The sequence below is a fragment of the Pseudomonas sp. S2_H01 genome, from assembly GCF_054668305.1.
In genome coordinates this window covers 397,577-416,850 of record NZ_CP162756.1, presented here as the reverse complement: position 1 = coordinate 416,850, position 19,274 = coordinate 397,577, and the positions used below count along the sequence as shown (strand labels likewise).

The window sequence follows — 19,274 nt, the reverse complement described above, 5'->3', positions numbered from 1 at the left end:
CCCACGCTCCGACAGTTTTTTACGGCATCACAGGCGGAATGTACGCCAGCGTGGTGCCCAGCGCCCACAGCAGGAACAGCACCAGCGGTGTGTGCACCAGCAACTGCACGAACGAGAAACCGATCAGGTCGCGCGCTTTCAGGCCCAGTACACCCAGCAGCGGCAGCATGTAGAACGGGTTGATCAGGTTCGGCAGCGCTTCAGCGGCGTTGTAGATCTGCACTGCCCAGCCCAGGTGGTATTTCAGGTCGTTGGCGACTTGCATTACGTATGGCGCTTCGATGATCCACTTGCCACCGCCCGACGGAATGAAGAAGCCGAGGATGGCCGAGTACACGCCCATCAGCAGTGCGTAGGTGTCGTGGGAAGCGATGCTGGTGAAGAACAGTGAGATGTGGTGCGCCACGGTTTGCGCGTCACCGCCCTTGACCGTCGTCAGCAGCGCGGCAATCGAACCGTACAGCGGGAACTGAATCAGCACGCCGGTGGTGGTCGGCACTGCGCGGGCCACGGCATCCAGGAAGCTGCGCGGACGCCAGTGCAGCAGCGCGCCGACCATGATGAACAGGAAGTTATACGTGTTCAGGCCGGAAATTGCGGTGATCGCAGGCTTGGTGCTGAACTCGTTGAACAACCAGCCGGACGCCAGCACGACCATCAGGATGATCAGCAACGGGCTGTATTCCAGCCATTCGCCTGGACGGGTGCGCGGGGGCAGCGGCGGCAGGCTGAACGCTGGATCGACGCCGCATTCCTTGGCGTCACGGGCGTTGGCCGGGCCAGGCGCGGTGGCGTAAGCGACGATGATCGAGATCACCACCAGCGCCAGCAGCATCACGCCGGATTGCCACAGGAAGATGGTCTGGGTGAACGGGATCATCCCGGTGATCGCCAGAATGGACGGGGGCAGGCTGGCCGGGTTGGCTTGCAGCTGTGCAGCCGACGACGACAGACCCAGCGCCCACACCGCGCCCAGACCCAGATAGGCGGCGGCGCCAGCAGCGCGGTAGTCCATCTTCAAATCCGTGCGACGTGCCAGAGCCCGGACCAGCAGGCCGCCGAACACCAAGGACAGGCCCCAGTTCAGCAGCGAAGCGACCATGGAGATCAGCGCGACCCAGGCCACGGCCGAGCGGCCGTTTTTCGGGATGCGTGCCAAACGGTCGATCAGTTTGACCGCAGGCGGCGAACTGGCGACGACATAGCCGCCGATGACCACGAAGGCCATTTGCATGGTGAAAGGGATCAGGCTCCAGAAACCGTCACCAAAGGCCTTGGCGGTGTCGGAGGGTTTAGCGCCGATGACTAGCGTTGCGAGGGTGACGATGACCACGGCAAGGGCGGCGAACACCCACGAGTCAGGGAACCAGCGTTCTGCCCATTTGGCGCAGCGCAGGGCAAATCGGGCGGAGCGGCTTTCTTCGATATCGGCGGCCACGTTGTTTTACCTCTTGGAGTTATTGTTCGGGTGCTATTTGAAATAGCTGTTTTTAGTGTTGGCAGTGACGCAAAAAAGGTTCGGCTCTAGATACAGCAAAGCCCCTTCATGACTGAAGAGGCAGAATGGCACAACGGTATGACGCCGGTGTATCAAGAGAGTAGAGGATGGCGCGCTCCTACAGGGGAACGCGACCCATCAGACCCTTCAGAATTTCATCTCGACCACATCGTCCGGCACGATCAGCTTGCCGGCGGTCTTGGCGACGATTTCCTCAACGGTCACGCCCGGTGCGGTTTCGCGCAGGATGAAGGCGCCGTCCTTGATTTCCAGGTACGCCAGGTCGGTCAGGACTTTCTTGATGCAGCCAGCGCCGGTCAGCGGCAGGCTGCAGCGCGACAACAATTTGGATTCCCCGTCCTTGGACGCGTGGGTCATGGTCACGATGATGTTGTCGGCACCGGCGACCAGGTCCATCGCGCCGCCCATGCCTTTCACCAGCTTGCCGGGAATCATCCACGAGGCGATGTTGCCCTCGACGTCGACTTCGAAAGCGCCCAGCACCGTCAGGTCGACATGGCCACCACGGATCATGGCGAAGGACTCGGCGGAGGAGAAGATCGACGCGCCTTTGCGCGCGGTCACGGTCTGTTTGCCGGCGTTGATCATGTCGGCGTCGATGGTCGCTTCCGTCGGGAACTCACCCATGCCGAGCAGGCCGTTTTCCGATTGCAGCATCACGTCGATGCCGTCGGGCACGTAGTTGGCGACGAGGGTCGGAATGCCGATACCCAGGTTCACGTAGAAGCCGTCTTGCAGTTCGCGCGCAACGCGCTGTGCCATTTGTTCGCGGGAGAGTGCCATGATCGTGGGTCTCTTTTATTGTGTCCGGCAGGCTCAAGAATCGTCTGCGGAAAAATCAATGGAGGGTGTCGAGTCGACTCGGCGCGTCAGGATTTCTTGATCGTGCGCTGCTCGATGCGTTTCTCGAAAGTGCCCAGGATCACGCGATCCACATAGATGCCAGGGGTGTGGATCTCGGTTGGCAGCAATACGCCCGGCTCGACAATCTCCTCGACTTCCACCACGGTGATCTTGCCCGCAGTGGCAACGACCGGGTTGAAGTTCTGCGCGGTATGGCGATAGACCACGTTGCCGAAGTGGTCGGCTTTCCAGCCTTTGACGATCGCGAAGTCGCCGGTGATGGCTTCTTCCAGGATCACATTGCGGCCGTTGAACTGGCGGGTTTCTTTGCCTTCAGCCACCGGTGTGCCGTAACCGGTAGCGGTGTAGAAAGCGGGAATGCCGGCGCCGCCAGCGCGCAGTTTTTCAGCGAGGGTGCCTTGCGGGGTGAGTTCGACTTCAAGTTCGCCGCTCAGCAACTGGCGTTCGAACAGGGCGTTTTCGCCGACATAGGAAGAGATCATCTTGCGGATCTGACGGTCTTCGAGCAGGACGCCCAGACCAAAACCGTCGACGCCGCAGTTGTTGGAAACCACCGTCAGGCCTTTCACGCCCATGCGCTTGATCTGCGCGATGAGGTTTTCCGGGATACCGCACAGACCGAAACCACCGGCCAGAACAGTCATGTTGTCAGTCAGCCCGGCAAGGGCTTCTTCGTACGTTGCCACTCGTTTGTCGAGTCCAGCCATGATGATGCGACCCCGCTTCGTTGTAGTTGTGTCTGACAATCGGGCTGTCAGAGAGCGTTGACTGCATCTTCTCTCTGCATCAATGATTTGTTAATTTTGTTTTTTTCATAGATTGATAAGAAAACCAAATATATGAACGTGAAGCAGCTTCGGGCGTTTCTGGCGGTGGCGCAATGTTTGAGTTTTGCTCAGGCCGGAGAGCGGCTGCACCTCTCCCAGCCCGCGCTGAGCCTGACCATCAAGGCGCTTGAAGACGATCTGGGTGGGCAACTGCTGGCGCGTACCACGCGCAATGTCAGCCTGACGCCGGAAGGCGAGGCGCTGTTGCCGCTGGCCCGGCAACTGCTCGCCGACTGGGACAACACCGAAGAGCTGTTGCGCCAGCGCTTCACGCTTCAAATGGGCAAGGTTTCGGTCGCGGCGATGCCGTCGTTCGCCGGCAACCTGCTGCCTATTGCGCTCAAGGTGTTTCGCGAGCGCTATCCACGGGTCAACGTGGCGGTGCACGACGTGATCAATGAGCAAGTGCTGGAAATGGTGGATCACCGTCGGGTCGAACTTGGCATCGGGTTTGAGCCCGAATCGAGCAACAACCTGACCTTTACCTCGTTCTACCTGGACCGGTTTGTCGCCGTAGTGCCGATGGATTCACCGCTGGCCGAGCGTGCGCAAGTCACTTGGGACGAACTGCTGCACCATGACTTCATCACCCTGCAACGCCCGTCGGCGGTGCGTCTGTTGTTGGAGCAGGACCTGCAGACCCAGCACGGCAAGCTCTCGGTTGCATTTGAAAGTCATCAACTGTCGACGGTGGGACGTATGGTCGCCAACGGTTTGGGCGTAAGCGCGGTGCCTTCGTTGTGCATTCAGCAGATGGAAGAGTTGGGCGCGCGCTGCATCGCCCTGGAAGGCCCGCGCATCGAACGACGGATCGGCCTGATGACCTTGGCCGATCACAAGTTGTCGGCCGCGGCGCAGGCGTTGAAGGATGTGTTGATTGAATGCGCCCAAGCGCCTGTGGTTTAAGCGACTGAACCGATTCATTTAGATGAATGGATGAATGACAGGTCTTTTCGGCCACTTTCTATGAAAAAATCGCTGCGACGTCTTGCCGCATCCGGTATCGTTTGGCCATCTGAAACAAATTGTTTCAGATCATCTTTCAATAAGAATCGAACGATAAGGGGTTCCGCTTGGATTTGTCGTCTGCTGCGTGGGTGTTCCATGACACCCGCTTGATCATCTGCTGCCTGATCGCCATCGCCACGATTATCGTGCTGATCAGCGCCACCAAACTCCCGCCGTTTCTGTCGATTCTGGTGGGCACTTTCATCGCAGGGATAGGCGCGGGGTTGCCAGCGGAGGCAGTCGCAAAAGCGTTCAGCAAGGGCGCGGGCGGGATTCTGGGCGAGGCCGGGATCATCATCGCGCTGGGTGCGATGCTGGGCGCGCTGATGGCCGAGTCGGGAGCGGCAGATCGAATTGCATCCACCTTGCTCAAGTTGGGCAAAGGCAAGACGCTGCCGTGGGTGATGGCGTTGGTGGCGATGGTCATCGGCTTGCCGCTGTTCTTCGAAGTGGGGCTGGTGATGATGGTGCCGATCATCTTCGTCATGGCGCGCCAGTCCAACCAGCCGCTGCTCAAAATTGCCATTCCGGCACTGGCGGGCATGACCACGCTGCACGCCCTGATGCCTCCGCATCCGGGGCCACTGATTGCGGTCAGCGCGTTGCACGCCGACCTGGGCCTGACCATGTTGCTGGGTTTCTGCATCGCTGTTCCTGCGGTGATTCTCGCCGGCCCGATTTATGGCAACTGGTTGTCCAAGCGTCTGCATATCGAAGCACCGGCTGAATTGGGCGAGCTGTTTTCGGCCAGGCCCGGTGTCACCCGTCAGCCGGGTTTTGGTATCTCCCTGCTGATCATCCTGCTACCGGTGATCCTGATGCTCGGCAGTACGCTGGCCAAGATCGCCCTGGAGCCGGAGAGCAACCTTGCACTGACCCTGAAATTCCTCGGCGAGCCGTTGGTGGCGTTGGGCATTGCCGTGTTGGCGGCCACGGTTTGCCTGGGTTGGGCCAATGGCATCTCCCGGGAGCACGTGGGCGGCACGCTGCGCAAAAGCCTGGCACCGATCGCTGTGCTGTTGCTGACGATTGGCGCGGGTGGCGGCCTCAAGCAGACGTTGCTGGATGCCGGCGTCAGCCAGACCATCAGCAAAGTGGCCGAAGGCGCGCACATGCCTTACCTGCTGCTGGCGTGGCTGATCGCCGTGGCACTGCGTCAGGCGACAGGCTCCGCGACCGTTGCGACCACGACGACCGCAGGCATCCTCGCGCCGATGATGGCCGGCCTTGCGCCGATTGAAGCGTCGCTGGTGGCGCTGGTGATCGGTGCAGGTTCGGTGTTCTTCTGCCATGTGAACGATGCGGGCTTCTGGATGGTTCGCGAGTACTTCGGCCTGCAACTCAAACAGACGATCTGGGTCTGGTCGGTGCTGCAGACCATCGTCTCGGTGGTCGGACTGATCGGCACGCTGCTGTTGTGGCATTGGTTGGTTTAACAGTTTCCGACCTTCACCGATCCTCTGTGGGAGCTGCCGGAGGTTACGACGGTGGCGAATGCAGTACGTCAGGAAGACCGCGTTTACCGCATTCGCCACCGTCGTAACCTCCGGCAGCTCCCACAGGTCACGCGTTTTCTGCTCCATGCCGATAAGGCAGCTCCCACAGGTCACGCGTCTTCTGCTCCATGCCGATAGGGCCGGTGAAGCAGGCAGACCGCGTCGGCACAGCCAATACCGACTATCAAGACGACTGATTTCTGCTCGAACGGGGCGGGGCGTAGCCTTGGCTCATTCCCGAAACGAGCCGAATGGAGTCTCTCATGAACCGTCTTCTTGCCCTTGCCATGCTGCTTTCAGTTGCCGTTCTTTCTGGCTGTGCCGCTGGCAATCATCCTGAACTGCGCCCTTACACCGCTGAAGAAACTCACCAACTCGCCCTTGAAGACCTGAACCGTCGCGGCTTGTCCTACGACGACTATCAGGCTCGCAAAAACCAGCTGATGGCTCAGCCACAGATGCAGCAAGCGCACGAGTTCGATAACCGTGGTGAAGTCAACGCTCAGGTCAATACACCGTCCAAAGCGCGCCAAGGCTGAGTGGGTTGCTTCGAGGTGGTAACAGTTTCCTGACGATTGCGATTTACTTGAAACTGTATGGTTAAAAGTCAGTGTGTCTGTCTATGTGTTTCCGGTCGGGCTTTCGATAGCGTGGTGGCCTGAAATCAAGACATTCCTGGACCCGCATCATGCTGACTGCCGACCTGCTGCTCGCCTTCATTCTGTTCGCTTTCGTTTCATCGATCACGCCCGGTCCGAACAACACCATGCTGTTGTCTTCAGGCGTGAACTTCGGTTTCAATCGCACCATTCCACACATGCTCGGCATCAGCTGCGGCTTCGCGCTGATGGTGCTGGCGGTCGGCTTTGGATTGGGCGCGGTGTTCAAGGCCTACCCGATTCTGTACACCGTGCTGCGATACGCAGGCGCGGCGTATTTGCTGTACCTGGCGTACAAGATCGCCACTTCCGGCCCTGCCAAGGACAGTGATCAGAGCAATGCCCGGCCCATGAGTTACCTGAGCGCGGCGGCATTTCAATGGGTGAACCCCAAGGCGTGGGTCATGGCGATCGGCGCGATCAGCACCTACACGCCCATGAATGGCTACTTCACGAATGTCGCGATCATTGCCTTGGTGTTTGGCATCGTCAATTTGCCCGCCGTGAGTCTGTGGGCGGGGTTTGGCAGCCTGTTGCGCAATGTGTTGCGCGATCCGTTGTGGTTGCGGGTGTTCAACGGGGTGATGGCGGCGTTGCTGGTGTTGTCGTTGTATCCGTTGCTGGAGCATTGATCGCATCGGCTTCTGACCGAGCGAGCGGTGGCTCAGACCGCAATCTCCTGTGGGAGCGAATTCATTCGCGATTGGCCGGCAGGATCAACACCTCTCTTTTGCATGAGCCATCTTTCGCGAATGAATTCGCTCCCACAGTTGATCTGCGTTCGGCGGGATGATTGTTGTGAAGGGCGATCACAACGCCAGCTTCAAATGCCCACCCGCTTCCTTGTGCCGCGCGTTTGTGCGGTGCTGCAGACCGAGATGAAAATGCTCCAGGCCGTCTTGCAGGCGCTGGGTCAGCAGCTCGTCCAGATCGCCGCCGAGGTCGTTGTCGCCGTAGCTGATCTGGCTGTCGATGGCGAAGACGCCGTGCAGCACTTCCTGGCATTTGAGCGCGGACAGCACCGGCTTCAAGGCGTAATCCACGGCCAGCATATGGGCGATGCTGCCGCCGGTGGCCAGCGGCAACACGACTTTGCCGTGCAGCGAGCGTTCTGGCAGCAGGTCCAGCAGGGTTTTCAGTGCGCCGGAGAACGACGCTTTGTACACCGGGGTGCCGATCAACAGCCCGTCGGCCTTGGTCACGGCATCGATGAAGGCAGTGACTTCGGGGCTGTCGAACCGGGCGTATAGCAGGTCTTCGGCATTGAAGTCCTGAATGCGTACGGCCTTCACGTCTACGCCGTGATCGGCCAGCCATTGCGCGGCGTGTCTGAGCACCACGCCGGAGCGGGAGCGGGTGGAGGGGCTGCCTGAGATTGAAACTACCAACATGTCGTAGGTCCTTGGGGTCGGTCACCCGAGGTGCTGCGTGGCACCGTGCAGGTCGCGGTTAACGCGATGGGATGGGCGGATAGACCCTTTGGAAGGTTCAAAGCAGCATGCGTGCCAGGCTCGGCGATGGTCCTGAACGGCCGTGAAACCGGGGGCTTTAGGGGGTTCAGGGGGAATGTGTTTGGAGGGAATGATTGATTCTGGAGGGGGTAACTGTTGATTGGCTGTTGCTGGGGAAACACTTGGATGTTCAGGGTTCAGGGTTCAGGGTTCACGGTCATGGCTGGTGTCAGGGTGGGCATTGGGTTCTGAGTGTATATCCATTATTGAGGGTGGCGCTGATTACGGTTCCGCTCTTACAGCGGGTCACTTTTTCCAAGAGCCGAAAAAGTAACCAAAAAGGCCCTGCTCCTGGTTTGGCCCTCCTGCGTCGGGTACCCGCACTCCGACGACGCTCCGTGGGCCCGCGCTGAACGGACATCCATGTCCTAGCAGCGCTCTCGCGGCATCCATGCCGCTCGGCCCACTGCGCATCGTCTGCGTTTGGCCTGCACCCAAGTCGCGTTTTGTGTCGTCTGAACGTTGTCGGTATGAAGATCAAAAGCGAGAGCAGCAGTTCTCTGCCCCGCTTTTGATTCTGCCGAAGGCGTAGGAGCGCGCTTGCCCGCGATCTACCGCGCAGCGGTAGCAAAATCAGGCGACTCGGTTGTATCTGATACACCGCATGCACCGGATTTGCTGCCGCTACGCGGCAGATCGCGGGCAAGCGCGCTCCTACAGGGTGGTGTGCGGCAGGCCGATGCACGGACCAAGAATGCGAAGAGCGTTAGCTCCAGCCCGCGTTGTTCATGTCCGCGCCAGTCCAGGCACCACCAAACGCGACTTGGGTGCAGGCTGAACGCAGGCGACGCGGAGTGGGCCGAGCGGCATGGATGCCGCGAGAGCCGCCCCCGGCCATGGATGGCCGATGGCGGCGGGCCCACGGAGCGTCGCCGGAGTGAAGGAACCCGACGAAGTCGGGCCCAACCAGGAGCATAGGACCCTTGGTTACTTGGGGTCTTTTCAAGTAACCCGCCGAAGGCGGAAGAGTTTGGCCGTTAGGCCAAACCTACAGGCGCCACCGAAATCAAGGATGCACCCCCCCAACCCCAGCACCCCCAGCCCCCCAACCCCAAAAAAAGCCCAAAAAAATCCCCGCAGTCGGCCTCTGCGGGGATTTTGGCTTTCGTCTTACGCTTAACCGACAACCCGAAAGTTGCCGCTCGAAACAGCCATCAGTTCCGGAACATCGCACCCGTCTGGATGATGTTGTTCGAACCCAGCAGTTGACTCACATAACGGCTCCAGCGGGTAATGTTCGCAGGCCCCACGAACACCACATCCTGCGCCGCCAGCTCAAACCCTTTGGCCAATGCATAAGCGGTCGGCTTCTTCGCGTTCAAGTGATACACCGTGGCCGAATGCGTCGCATCCTGCGCACGAATCACGTACACCGCCTCACCATCGGCCGCATCGGGGCTCAAGCCACCGGAGGTACCCAGCGCCTCAAGCAGCGTCACGCTGGTGGTGCTGAACGAGATCACCTGTGGACGCTGAACCTCGCCCAACACGTAAATCTTGTTCTTGGAGTTGCTGTTCAGGTGCAGATAGTCGCCGTCTTTCAAGTAAATCTTGCTCAGCTGCGAATCCTTGCGGTTGAGCGAATCAACGTCGATCACGTAATCCTTGCCGTCGCGACGCAGGGTCAGGCCGGCGAGGTTGGCGTCGGTCAGATCAACACCAGCCTGGCTGATGGCCTGAACCAGGCTCAGCGGAATGTTGGTGACCGGCTGTGGGCCAGGCGTTTTGAACGCACCCGACAGCAACACGCGCTGGCTGTTGTAACGCAGCACTTTGACGTCGACCTTGACCTCGGTGTACTGCGGCGCCAGGCCCATGCGCAGCTGTTCACGGATCTGGGAAACGGTCTTGCCACCGGCCTGGATACGACCGACATAGGGGAAGAACACGGTGCCGTCGTGCAGCACTTCCCGGGTGTTTGCGTCGAGCTGATCCTGGGAACCCGGAGCGGTCAGCTCAGGGTGTTCGAACACCGTGACCAGCAAGGTGTCGCCTGGGCCGACGATGTATTCAGGCGTCTTGTAACTCAGCAGCTCAGGTGGCAGTGGTTTGGTCATCGCCGCAGCCGATTTCTGCTGTTGGGCCAGGGTGGTAGGGGTGATATTGACGAGGGTGACCGCGGGACCGTCCGGGTCTTTATCGGTTACATCATCGAGGGACATGTATTGACCAGGGGCGAATGCGCAGCCTTGCAAAACCAGACTGGAAAGCAGCACTACCGCTAACGTTACTTTCATATGAATGTTCCTTCTAATCCTAAAAGGTGCGTACTGGCACCGCAGTGATTTCGTTGCATCCCTTACTTACACCGAACTTCGGATCACAATCGTTCAAACACTCAAGCACCTCCCGCCGAGCTTAGTAGCCATCGGCCATCTTTGTTGTTATTGGCAGACATTCTTTTTTTTAACGAGCGTTTAGAAGGCGTTCTTGTTGACGAAGCCTTTGAAGAGCGTCAGCAGGATGATTTTCATGTCCAGCCAGACCGACCAGTGCTCGATGTACTGCAGGTCGAATTCCACGCGTTTCTGCATTTTGTCCAGCGTGTCGGTTTCGCCGCGCCAGCCATTGATCTGTGCCCAGCCGGTGATGCCTGGCTTGACCTTGTGCCGCAACATGTAGCCCGACACCTGCTTGCGGTACTGCTCGTTGTGCGCCACCGCGTGAGGGCGCGGGCCGACGATGGACATGTCGCCGCGCAGCACGTTGAAAAATTGCGGCAGCTCATCAAGCGACGTGCGACGCAGGAACGCGCCCAGTGGCGTGATACGGCTGTCGTTGCGCGTGGCCTGGGTCACCACAACGCCGTTTTCCTGCACGCTCATGCTGCGGAATTTCCAGACCATGATCGGACGACCGTCCAGGCCATAGCGGCGCTGACGAAACAGCACCGGGCCTGGCGAGGTGAATTTGATCGCCAGGGCAATCAGCATCAAGGGCAGGGCAATCATCGTCAGGATCACACTCGACAGCACGATGTCTTCCACGCGCTTGACCATGCTCCAGGCGCCATCCATGGGCGAGTCGAAAATGCTGATGCTCGGCAACCCGTTGATGCTTTCGCTACGGGCGTGCAGCAACTCGAACATGAACACGTCAGGAATCACGTAGACCGAGGCGGTGGTGTCGCTGAGGCCTTTGATCAACTCCTGCAGACGCGCTTGCGCGCCCAGGGTCAGGGTGATGTAGACCTTGTCGATCTTGCCGTCGCGGGCGTCCTGGATCAGTGCGTCCAGATCGCCCAGTACCGGAATGCGTCGGCCAATGCGCGCCAGGTCCATCTGCTCGGGCGACTCGTCGTAAAACCCCAGCAGGTTCAGGCCCATCCAGGGTGCTCGCTCGATGGACAACGCCAGGCGTTCGCCACAGTGACCGGTGCCGACAATCGCCACGCGGCGGGTGTTGAATCCGTGGCTGCGCAGTGTGTGCAGCAGGCTGCGAATGGCCAGGCGATAGCCACACAGTGCGACCAGCACGGCGGCAAACCAGGCCATCTGGCTGTTGTCCGCCAGATTGTCGGGCTGCAACAGCATGTAGTCCACGAACAGCAGCAGGACGAAGGCCAGTCCCCAATAGTTGGCGACTTTCAGCAGTTCACGCAGGATGCGTTCGCCGCGCCAGGAGCCGTACAACTGGTGATATTCGGCCAGCCAGTGGAAGGCCACCGCGGCCAGCAGAATCTGCATCCATGTTTCGGTGCTCATCGGGGTGCCGGTGAACAGGTTGACGCTGTAACCGCCCAGGGTGATCACCGCCAGGTCCAGCAAACGGTGGGCGACGGACAACGTCGATTGATGAGCATGCAAGATGCCGCGAAGTGGTGTGCTCATATTCTGTGCTCGCTCAGACGGATTTGATCGGAACAACGCGGGCGGATACATCGTTGGCATGTAACGTGGGCGCGACCAGGGTCGGAGGAATCTGAGTCGCGCGGAACTGCATGGACAGACGGGCCTGACGCGAGGCGCTCAAGCGCAGCTCGACGAATTGCCGCATCTCTTGCTCGAAGCGCGCTTCGCTGAAACGCTCGGCGTTGGCCCGGCAGGCGTGCGCGGTAATGCGGTCACCTGACGCCTCGAACGTCTCTATCGCCGCGATCAGCGACGGGACGCTTTGCTCTTGGTAGAACACCCCGGTCGGTTGCGGGTGATCCAGGCCACAGACCGTTTCCAGCACGCCACCCTTGCCGAAGGCGATGACCGGCGTGCCGCACGCCTGGGCTTCCACCGGGCTGATGCCAAAGTCTTCTTCAGCGGCAAACACAAATGCCTTGGCGTTGCGCATGTGTTCCTGCAACACCGCGAACGGCTGGTAACCGAGCAGGGTGACATTCGGCGCGTTGGCGGCAATGGCCTTGGCCTTTTCCATTTCCGGACCGTCACCGACCATGACCAGACGCTTGTCCGGCATCGCTGCGAAGGCTTCGACGATCATCGGCATGCGCTTGTAGGGGACCATGCGCGAGGCGGTGAAGTAGTAGTCCTGCTTTTCTTCCTGGATCGTGAAACCGCGGGTGTCGACCGGCGGATAAATCACGGTCGACTCGCGGCGATACGACTTGGTGATGCGCGCGCCGATGAAGTGCGAGTTGGCGATGAAATCGTCCACGCCGGCGGCGGTGCGCTGATCCCACATGCGCATGTAATGCAGGATCATCCGCGCCACTTTGCCTTTGAAGCCAGCGCTCATGTTGGCTTCTTTCAGGTACTGGTGCTGCAGGTCCCACGCGTAGCGAATGGGCGAGTGCACGTAGCTGACGTGCAGTTGGTCCGGGCCGCACAGCACGCCTTTGGCGACGGCGTGGCTGCTGCTGATGATCAGGTCGTAGCCGGACAGGTCGAGCTGCTCGATGGCCAGCGGCATCAACGGCAGATAGCGCTGGTATTTGGTTTTGGCTTTGGGCAGGCGCTGGATGAAGGTGGTGGTGGCGACCTTGCCGCCCAATTGGGCGCGGTCCTGGTCGCTGAGAAAGTCGATGACGGAGAACAGATCCGCCTCGGGCCAGATTTTAATCAACGATGCCAAAACCCTTTCGGCACCGGCATACGTCACCAGCCAGTCGTGGACGATTGCGATTTTCATTGGAATTCTCTGCAGTAACGGCTTACAGAAATCCGGCACGTCGAGCGAAGCTCGCGAGGATTTCCCCAAAGCGTTGATATTTGCGCAGGCTCTACTTCAGACGCTTAACGGTTGCGTCTTGGCTTTGCGATTATTGAGGCGTTTTCCAAGCTGGATAAAAGGCGCTTCGATGAAGTGGAAACACAGATGAGCGGCACCCAGCGTCAATAGCGTGGCGAACAGCGCGACGATCAGCGCTGACGCCCCGGTGCGTGCCAGCACGAACTCGGCCAGCATCCCCATCGTCGGGTGCAACAGGTACAGCGAGTAGCTCACCGCGCCCAACCACACCAGGGCGGGGTGGTCCAGGCGCACGCTACGGGTCAGCAGCAGAAAACTGCTGATCGCCACGGCGTAGGTGAAGCAGTAACGGCCCCAGGTTTCCCCGGTGCCCATGTCCTGGTGATACGCCATGATCAGCGTCGGTGGCAGCAGCACCACAAACGCAATCAACAGCATCTTGAGGTTACGTGTCAGCTCCTGGCTGTGTTCGGCCAGCAACCATTGACGCCACACCGAACCGAAGAACATCAGCGAGAGCGCCAGCGGCAAGGCCACCGGCAGCTTGCGTTCGGTCAGCGCGCGAACCACACCCATCGCCAACGCCATCAGCAGAAAGGCCAGCGAGCAGCGCGCGCGAAACGTCTGGTCGTACAGCTTGCCGCCCATGAACAGCGCCAGGCACAGTCCGTAGAACACCAGCTCGATGAACAGCGTCCAGTACAGACCGATGACATCGTCAAACCCCAGTGCCGCTTGCACCATCGTCAGGTTGGCGATGACCTGTTTGAGCGGCGGCAGCGGTGCGCCGGTCAGGCCCAGCATCACCACGAACAGCAGCAGCGACACCCAGTACGCCGGATACAACCGCATGAAGCGCGAGATCAGAAAGCGCCGCGCGCCGTCGGGCACCGGCTTGAGGCTGTAAGGAATCACCACGCCGCTGATCATGAAAAACCACAGCACGCCGAGCTTGCCGGGGTCGATCAGGGCGTCGAAGACCCAGGCATGACCGATGACCGGCAAGAACAGGTGGGTGAACACCACCATCAACGCTGCGACGCCACGCAGCGCATCGAGATAGGCCAGACGTTTCATGGGCATGCCTCAAAGCTTGCTGGAGGATTCGCGACGCAGCGCGTCGTTGCCGGTGCTGGCGCGACGATCCCTGGGCTGATTCAGCAACGCGTCGATGCGTTGAGAGACACGGCGTGCCGATTCGTCCCAGGAAAAGCGCGCCACATTGTTCAGGCCGCGCCGGCGCAATGACTGGCGCAGCGGCAGATCCGTGAGAATCCGCTCCATGGCCGAGGCCATGTGCGTGATGTCCATCGGGTCGAAATACAACGCGCTGGCCTGCAGCACTTCGGGAATCGACGCGGCGTTGGCGGCCAGCACCGGGCACCCACAGGCCTGCGCTTCCAGCGGCGGGATGCCGAACCCTTCGTACAGCGAAGGAAACACAAACGCCGTGGCGCCCTGGTATTGGGCAATCAGTTCGTCATCGTTCAACCGACCGAGAAAGCGAATGCGCCGGTCGCGGCTGGCCAGGCGTTGCAGGTTGTCATCGGCGAACACGTCACTGGCGCCACCGACGATGTGCAATTCCAGATCATCGTGGTCGCGTAGCATCAGGAACGCCTGAATCATGCGGCTGAAGTTTTTGTGCGCGCTGGGCGAAGACACGGCCAGCAGGTATTCCGGTTGGTCCTTGAGCGGCGGGCCGGGCTGAAAGGCCCCGCTCACGGCGTTGGGCACCACGAAGATCTTCTTTTCCGGGTAGTTGTAGAACTGCGATATCTCGCCCTTCGAGAAATTGCTGACGGTCAGCAGGGCCTTGATCCGCGACAGCATGATCGGTGTCATGGTCCGGTACAGCAGGCGAAACATCCGGGTGTAGCTTTCCGGGTGACGCACATAGGTCACGTCGTGGTGGGTTGCGATCTGATTGCCGTAAAACAGCGGCGCCGTGCTGCACAACGAAATCAGCAGCGGGCTGCCCTGGCGTTTCAGATACAGCGGCAAGTCCAGCTGTTCCCACAGGTGGCCGCTGTTGCGACCGATGCACTGCACGTCCAGTGCCTTGGCGCTGTCGTGCATCTTGATGCCATGAGGGGCGACGAAGACCACGTCGTCGCGTTGTTGCTTGAGCGCCAGACAGGTCTGTTCGGCGAAGCGTTGAACGCCGCGCAACTCCTGAGTGAGAAAGCGTGCATTGATCACAATCATGGTGGACGACCTGTTGAAGAGGTAAATGAGTCATACGCGACGCAAAGGTCCGGGAGCGCCCTGAGTGAAGGGGCGCTCTCAATGCGGACGTGAAAAAGATGAAGAGATGAATCAGGGCAAGGCGAACAGGGCAGGGCGGGTGCCCAGGCTTATTATTTTCGGGAACTCATCGATCGGTATCTGTGCCGAGCAGCGGCCCTCGTTGCAGTTCCAGGGAATGCCACTGTCGACCTGGCCGTTCTGGGGCTCGCGGGTATCGATGTACTGCACATTGCCGCGTAACACGCTGCTGGCGTCCACCTTGATCGGTCTGGGCAAACCGGCCGTCCAGGCGACCATCACCTGATCCGAACCCCGGGCAAACCGCAACAGATACTGCGAGTCGATCTCACGACTCTTCTCGGCGTCATACCGGAACTGATGCAGCGTCGGGCTGATGGCTTTCAGCGTCAGGTAAGCCTGCTTGATGCTCAGGTCCTGGTTGAGCAGACCAAAGTTCTGCTCGGGGTCGCTGTTGTCGGGGCCATCGTTGAGCAGACCGTTCCACCACATGCCTTTGATGTTCGGCATCGTCTGGGCCAGAAAGAAGCTGCGCGCCAGAAAGGCTGCCTGCGTCTTCTCGTCGCCGCCGCAGCGTCCTGTGTTGCTGGGCCAGCCCATTTCGGTCAGGTACAGCGGCACGTCCGTTTTGTTTTTGGTCTTCTCCTTGAGGTCTTCGTTGATCCGCCTGAGCCAGGCAATCCAGTTTTCCGGGGTGTTGCGTTCATCCGAGCGGCAATGCACGTAAGGATGCAGCGACAAGCCGTCGACGTGATTGAGGATTCCCGACTCGACCAGCCGATCCGCAAAGCCCAAATCCATCCCTTGGCTGGTGACCGCACCCGCGAGGATCACCATCGGTCTCTGGTTACTGCGAATGCGCCGGGACGCTTCTTCGATCAGGACGCTGTAGTCCTTGGCAAACGCCGGGTCAACGGGGTTCTCCTTGTCCCATTCGTTCCAGATCTCATAGAAGTCCACGCTGTCGGTCAGCTGCTTGGTCACGAAGCTGACGTAGTTGCCGTAGGCCTCGCGCACATTGGGTTTTCGCGGTTTGGCGTAGTTGTCGTAGAACGGGTTGCCGTAACCGAGCACCAGCAGCGGCCGTAAATGATGCTCCTGAGCCTTGCTCAAGTACGCCTGCCAGGCCGGTTCAATTCTCATCAAGCCTCGTCGGGGCTCGGCACTGGACCAGTAAGCGTCATCACGCACTGAATCCACGCCCGCCGCTTCGAGCAATTGCAAGGCCTTGGCCGACGTTGTGTTTTTGTTCATCAGGTGGGTATCGACCCCGATGATGAAGGTATCGTCGGCAATGCTTGCGCAGCTGATGAACCACCCCAGCAGCAGAAACGCAGAATGTCGTCGTAACCTCGTCAGGCGCTTGATGGGCATGGCTTGTCTCAATGAAGAGGCACGGTCCGGAGCGCATGCTCAGGTAGGTCTCGGGCCGTCGGCAAGTGGATCGGCATCGCGCGTAGGCAAGGCCGGGCGTCTTCAAACCGTGTGAGGCAAGGCCGGGTCGCGGTGCGCAATGTTGTCCAGCAATGTCTGGGCGAAGATGCTTTCGTAACTGTCGAGCATCAGCTCCAGATTCAGCAGCGCGGCGACACTGACACGCGCCTGACTGCTCAAGCGGGCCAGCAGGTCCGGTTGTTGATGCAGTCGAAGCATCGCGTGCCCCAGCGAGTCAGGATCATTCGGGCTGCAGAGCAAACCGTTGAGCGGGTCCTGGATGATTTCCGGCAACCCGCCCATGCGGCTGGCGATTACGGGTACCGAGTGCGCGCACGCCTCGACTGCGACCATACCGAACGGTTCATTCCAGAGGGATGGCACGATGGCGACATCGATCTGGCTGTAAAACGCTTCGGGTTTCTGGTAACCGACGAAACTGATGTTCGGCGATGTCGCCAGAGCCTTGAAGGCTGCTTCGTCGCTGGCCTGACCACGGCCGGCAAGCTGCAGAGTGGCGTCAAACGGCAGACGCTGAAACTGTTCGATGAGCCAGCGTACGCCTTTCTGCTCGGACAGGGTGCCCATATATCCGAAACGCAAAGGCGCTTTTTTCATCGACGGATCGAGCTGGCGCTGCTTGCTCGGTGAGTTGCGCACCGCGGCATACGGGCTCGCGTTGTGCACCACATACCCTTTCGCCGCGCTGAAATAACCGCGCTTTTGCAGCTTGTCGAGAATGAACTGGCTGACCCCGACCACCGCCGAAACCTGTGCGGAGCGGGCGTCATGACCCTTGCGAAACGACTGGCAGCTGCTGCATTGCTGCTGGCAGCACTGACCGCGCTTGAACATGTTGCTGCTCGGGCACATCAGGTACATGTCGTGCAACACCTGCACGATCGGCAGTTCGGCAGCGGTGATCTCGTCCCACACCGACACTGACCAACCGGACAGGTTATGGCACACGACCAGTTGCGGTTGCTCGTCCTTGATCACTTGCTTTACGTACGAGCGCATCGCGCCGTTGTAGCGGTCGCGCAGGTGCCAGCCCAGGCGCGCCAGGCGTCCCGGCCGCTGTGCGCCGAAGTGCCAGTAGAAATTATGCAAACCGGCGCGGTACACCTTCACACCATTCACGGTGTCGGTGGCCAGCCCCGCGTCGGGACCGGTCACCAGCACGCTGACCTGGCAGCCGCGTTGTTGCAGGCCTTCGACGGTGCGCTGAAGAATGATCTCCGCGCCGCCGCCGACGTGAGGTGAATACAGGCTGCTGATGAACAGTATTTTCATAGTGGATACGACTGATTCAGACCCAGTACGCCGGACTCACCGTCACGGATGGCTTTTTCGATCAAACCCAGACGCTCTTCAGCGCCGCGCCGCTTGGCGATCAACCGCAACAGCCGGAAGAACACCCAGCGGTTGAGGCTGTACAGCAGCGACGAATTGGCCCAGATGTTCTTGTCGAACCAGGCCTGGTTGCGCGCGCCGTAGTAGGCCCGCAAGTCCGAACCGCCCAACAGGAAACTTTCGTAGATGTTGTTGGTGTGGGCCTTGATGTTCCAGGAGTTCTCCAAGTCATCGAGCACAGCGTCCGGAACCAGGAAAATCCGTCCGCCGCCTGCCGTGATGCGCCAGGTGTATTCGCTGTCGTCGGCGTAGAGCAGCAGCGCATCCAGCGGCAGGCCGATTCTGCGGTACAGGTTGCGGTGGGCAAGCAAGCCGCCGTAGGTCGCGAAGGGCAACTGCACCATCGGCAGTTTGCTCTGCGGGCTCTGCGGCGCGCCCCATGGCAGGCGACGCCAGACCTTGTAAGGCAGTTGCGCGATGTGGAAGCCAAAGAAGCTGGAGCGCAATTGAATCGCAAAACGCTTCGGCACACCGGCGGCAATGTCGGCCTGATGCGTGGGACGAAAGCCCAGCACGGCGGCCTTGTCATCGCCGTCGACGATTTTGCGCTCTTCAAGCACCTTGTGCAGCGTGGCGATCGCGTTGATCGTTGGTGCGTTGTCATCGTCCATCAGCCAGATGTGTTCGGCGCCCGCATCCAGTGCGGCCTGAATGCCTACCGAGTAACCACGGGCCGATCCAGTGTTTTCATGCAGGTAGATGACGCTCACCTGGCCCGGCCAGGTGCGACGCAATGTTTCCAGCGGCGCGGTGGAGGCATTGCTGACGATGATCACACGGTCGATGAGCGGGCTCTCGAGCGATCGGCTGACCAGCGTGTGCAGGTAATTGAAACGATCACCATAGGTGAGCGTCACCAGCGTTGTCTTGTGGGTCATGGTGAGTTCCGGGCGAAAGGGGTTCAAGAGGCTGAAAGTGTCAGCCCCGAGGGAATCTGGAGTGCTGTTGAGGTAGTTCTGTAGGAGCGTGGCTTGTCCCGCGATCTGCCGGGCATCGGCAGTAAATCTTTGCATGCGGTGGATCAGACGAACCGCATTTACTGATTTTACGACGGGTTCCCCGCCGATCGCGGGACAAGCCTCGCTCCTACAGGTATCGCGGTGAGACGTCTGGATGCGCTCCAGGTGCCCGCA

16 protein-coding genes are annotated in these 19,274 nt (G+C 60.0%); 4 read left to right on the top strand and 12 right to left on the bottom strand.

Annotated elements, in window-relative coordinates; translation table 11 throughout:
* Positions 1–19: 19 nt before the first annotated feature.
* The 3 genes from AB4N84_RS01880 to AB4N84_RS01870 form a co-directional block, all read right to left on the bottom strand.
* Positions 20–1,438, bottom strand: a complete 1,419-nt coding sequence (locus tag AB4N84_RS01880) for a short-chain fatty acid transporter (protein ID WP_460045008.1) — start codon at positions 1,436–1,438, stop codon at positions 20–22.
* Positions 1,439–1,645: 207 nt separating this feature from the next.
* Complete coding sequence (locus tag AB4N84_RS01875) at positions 1,646–2,302, bottom strand: CoA transferase subunit B (protein ID WP_074758480.1); 657 nt, start codon at positions 2,300–2,302, stop codon at positions 1,646–1,648.
* Positions 2,303–2,388: 86 nt separating this feature from the next.
* Positions 2,389–3,090: a CoA transferase subunit A gene (locus AB4N84_RS01870; protein WP_062390523.1), complete on the bottom strand. Its 702-nt coding sequence runs from the start codon at positions 3,088–3,090 to the stop codon at positions 2,389–2,391.
* Positions 3,091–3,222: 132 nt separating this feature from the next.
* On the opposite strand from AB4N84_RS01870, the gene AB4N84_RS01865 reads away from it, so the two are divergent.
* The 4 genes from AB4N84_RS01865 (at position 3,223) to AB4N84_RS01850 (ending at position 7,005) form a co-directional block, all read left to right on the top strand.
* On the top strand, positions 3,223–4,116 hold the full coding sequence (locus AB4N84_RS01865; protein ID WP_074758482.1) for a LysR family transcriptional regulator: 894 nt from the start codon (positions 3,223–3,225) through the stop codon (positions 4,114–4,116).
* Positions 4,117–4,283: 167 nt separating this feature from the next.
* A complete protein-coding gene (locus tag AB4N84_RS01860) occupies positions 4,284–5,654 on the top strand; it encodes a GntT/GntP/DsdX family permease (RefSeq protein ID WP_460045007.1) in 1,371 nt (456 codons plus the stop codon).
* 323 nt (positions 5,655–5,977) lie between these two features.
* Positions 5,978–6,253, top strand: coding sequence for a hypothetical protein (locus AB4N84_RS01855; protein ID WP_074758486.1), 276 nt, complete (start codon positions 5,978–5,980; stop codon positions 6,251–6,253).
* Positions 6,254–6,399: 146 nt separating this feature from the next.
* Positions 6,400–7,005 carry a LysE family translocator gene (locus AB4N84_RS01850; protein WP_460046916.1) on the top strand — a complete coding sequence of 202 codons (606 nt, stop codon included), beginning with the start codon at positions 6,400–6,402 and terminating at the stop codon, positions 7,003–7,005.
* Positions 7,006–7,182: 177 nt separating this feature from the next.
* On the opposite strand, the gene ssuE is transcribed toward AB4N84_RS01850, so the two are convergent.
* The 9 genes from ssuE to AB4N84_RS01805 form a co-directional block, all read right to left on the bottom strand.
* The gene (ssuE, locus tag AB4N84_RS01845) at positions 7,183–7,764 is read right to left on the bottom strand and encodes an NADPH-dependent FMN reductase (protein ID WP_460045006.1); all 582 of its coding nucleotides are present in this window, start codon (positions 7,762–7,764) and stop codon (positions 7,183–7,185) included.
* Positions 7,765–9,038: 1,274 nt separating this feature from the next.
* Positions 9,039–10,121, bottom strand: a complete 1,083-nt coding sequence (locus tag AB4N84_RS01840; RefSeq protein ID WP_074758492.1) for a polysaccharide biosynthesis/export family protein — start codon at positions 10,119–10,121, stop codon at positions 9,039–9,041.
* A 180-nt stretch (positions 10,122–10,301) separates the two neighbouring features.
* Positions 10,302–11,714, bottom strand: a complete 1,413-nt coding sequence (locus tag AB4N84_RS01835) for an undecaprenyl-phosphate glucose phosphotransferase (protein WP_460045005.1) — start codon at positions 11,712–11,714, stop codon at positions 10,302–10,304.
* Positions 11,715–11,727: 13 nt separating this feature from the next.
* Complete coding sequence (locus AB4N84_RS01830) at positions 11,728–12,966, bottom strand: glycosyltransferase family 4 protein (RefSeq protein WP_460045004.1); 1,239 nt, start codon at positions 12,964–12,966, stop codon at positions 11,728–11,730.
* A 96-nt stretch (positions 12,967–13,062) separates the two neighbouring features.
* Positions 13,063–14,103 (bottom strand): acyltransferase family protein, encoded by a 1,041-nt coding sequence (locus AB4N84_RS01825; protein WP_460045002.1) that lies wholly within the window; start codon positions 14,101–14,103, stop codon positions 13,063–13,065.
* A gap of 9 nt (positions 14,104–14,112) precedes the next feature.
* Positions 14,113–15,234 carry a glycosyltransferase family 4 protein gene (locus AB4N84_RS01820; protein ID WP_460045000.1) on the bottom strand — a complete coding sequence of 374 codons (1,122 nt, stop codon included), beginning with the start codon at positions 15,232–15,234 and terminating at the stop codon, positions 14,113–14,115.
* A gap of 111 nt (positions 15,235–15,345) precedes the next feature.
* The gene (locus tag AB4N84_RS01815; RefSeq protein ID WP_460044998.1) at positions 15,346–16,668 is read right to left on the bottom strand and encodes a hypothetical protein; all 1,323 of its coding nucleotides are present in this window, start codon (positions 16,666–16,668) and stop codon (positions 15,346–15,348) included.
* Positions 16,669–16,770: 102 nt separating this feature from the next.
* Positions 16,771–18,021, bottom strand: coding sequence for a glycosyltransferase family 4 protein (locus AB4N84_RS01810; RefSeq protein ID WP_074758502.1), 1,251 nt, complete (start codon positions 18,019–18,021; stop codon positions 16,771–16,773).
* Entirely contained in the window at positions 18,018–19,019 is a 1,002-nt protein-coding gene (locus AB4N84_RS01805) for a glycosyltransferase (protein WP_460044997.1), read from the bottom strand. Before AB4N84_RS01805 ends, AB4N84_RS01810 begins: the two co-directional genes overlap by 4 nt.
* Positions 19,020–19,274: the final 255 nt, after the last annotated feature.

Bases quoted from the DNA above. Each gene is read 5' to 3' on its own strand.
- AB4N84_RS01875 (WP_074758480.1), bottom strand. From the start codon at position 2,302: ATGGCACTCTCCCGCGAACAAATGGCACAGCGCGTTGCGCGCGAACTG.
- AB4N84_RS01870 (WP_062390523.1), bottom strand. From the start codon at position 3,090: ATGGCTGGACTCGACAAACGAGTGGCAACGTACGAAGAAGCCCTTGCC.
- AB4N84_RS01865 (WP_074758482.1), top strand. From the start codon at position 3,223: ATGAACGTGAAGCAGCTTCGGGCGTTTCTGGCGGTGGCGCAATGTTTG.
- AB4N84_RS01855 (WP_074758486.1), top strand. From the start codon at position 5,978: ATGAACCGTCTTCTTGCCCTTGCCATGCTGCTTTCAGTTGCCGTTCTT.
- ssuE (WP_460045006.1), bottom strand. From the start codon at position 7,764: ATGTTGGTAGTTTCAATCTCAGGCAGCCCCTCCACCCGCTCCCGCTCC.
- AB4N84_RS01840 (WP_074758492.1), bottom strand. From the start codon at position 10,121: ATGAAAGTAACGTTAGCGGTAGTGCTGCTTTCCAGTCTGGTTTTGCAA.
- AB4N84_RS01835 (WP_460045005.1), bottom strand. From the start codon at position 11,714: ATGAGCACACCACTTCGCGGCATCTTGCATGCTCATCAATCGACGTTG.
- AB4N84_RS01830 (WP_460045004.1), bottom strand. From the start codon at position 12,966: ATGAAAATCGCAATCGTCCACGACTGGCTGGTGACGTATGCCGGTGCC.
- AB4N84_RS01825 (WP_460045002.1), bottom strand. From the start codon at position 14,103: ATGAAACGTCTGGCCTATCTCGATGCGCTGCGTGGCGTCGCAGCGTTG.
- AB4N84_RS01820 (WP_460045000.1), bottom strand. From the start codon at position 15,234: ATGATTGTGATCAATGCACGCTTTCTCACTCAGGAGTTGCGCGGCGTT.
- AB4N84_RS01815 (WP_460044998.1), bottom strand. From the start codon at position 16,668: ATGCCCATCAAGCGCCTGACGAGGTTACGACGACATTCTGCGTTTCTG.
- AB4N84_RS01810 (WP_074758502.1), bottom strand. From the start codon at position 18,021: ATGAAAATACTGTTCATCAGCAGCCTGTATTCACCTCACGTCGGCGGC.
- AB4N84_RS01805 (WP_460044997.1), bottom strand. From the start codon at position 19,019: ATGACCCACAAGACAACGCTGGTGACGCTCACCTATGGTGATCGTTTC.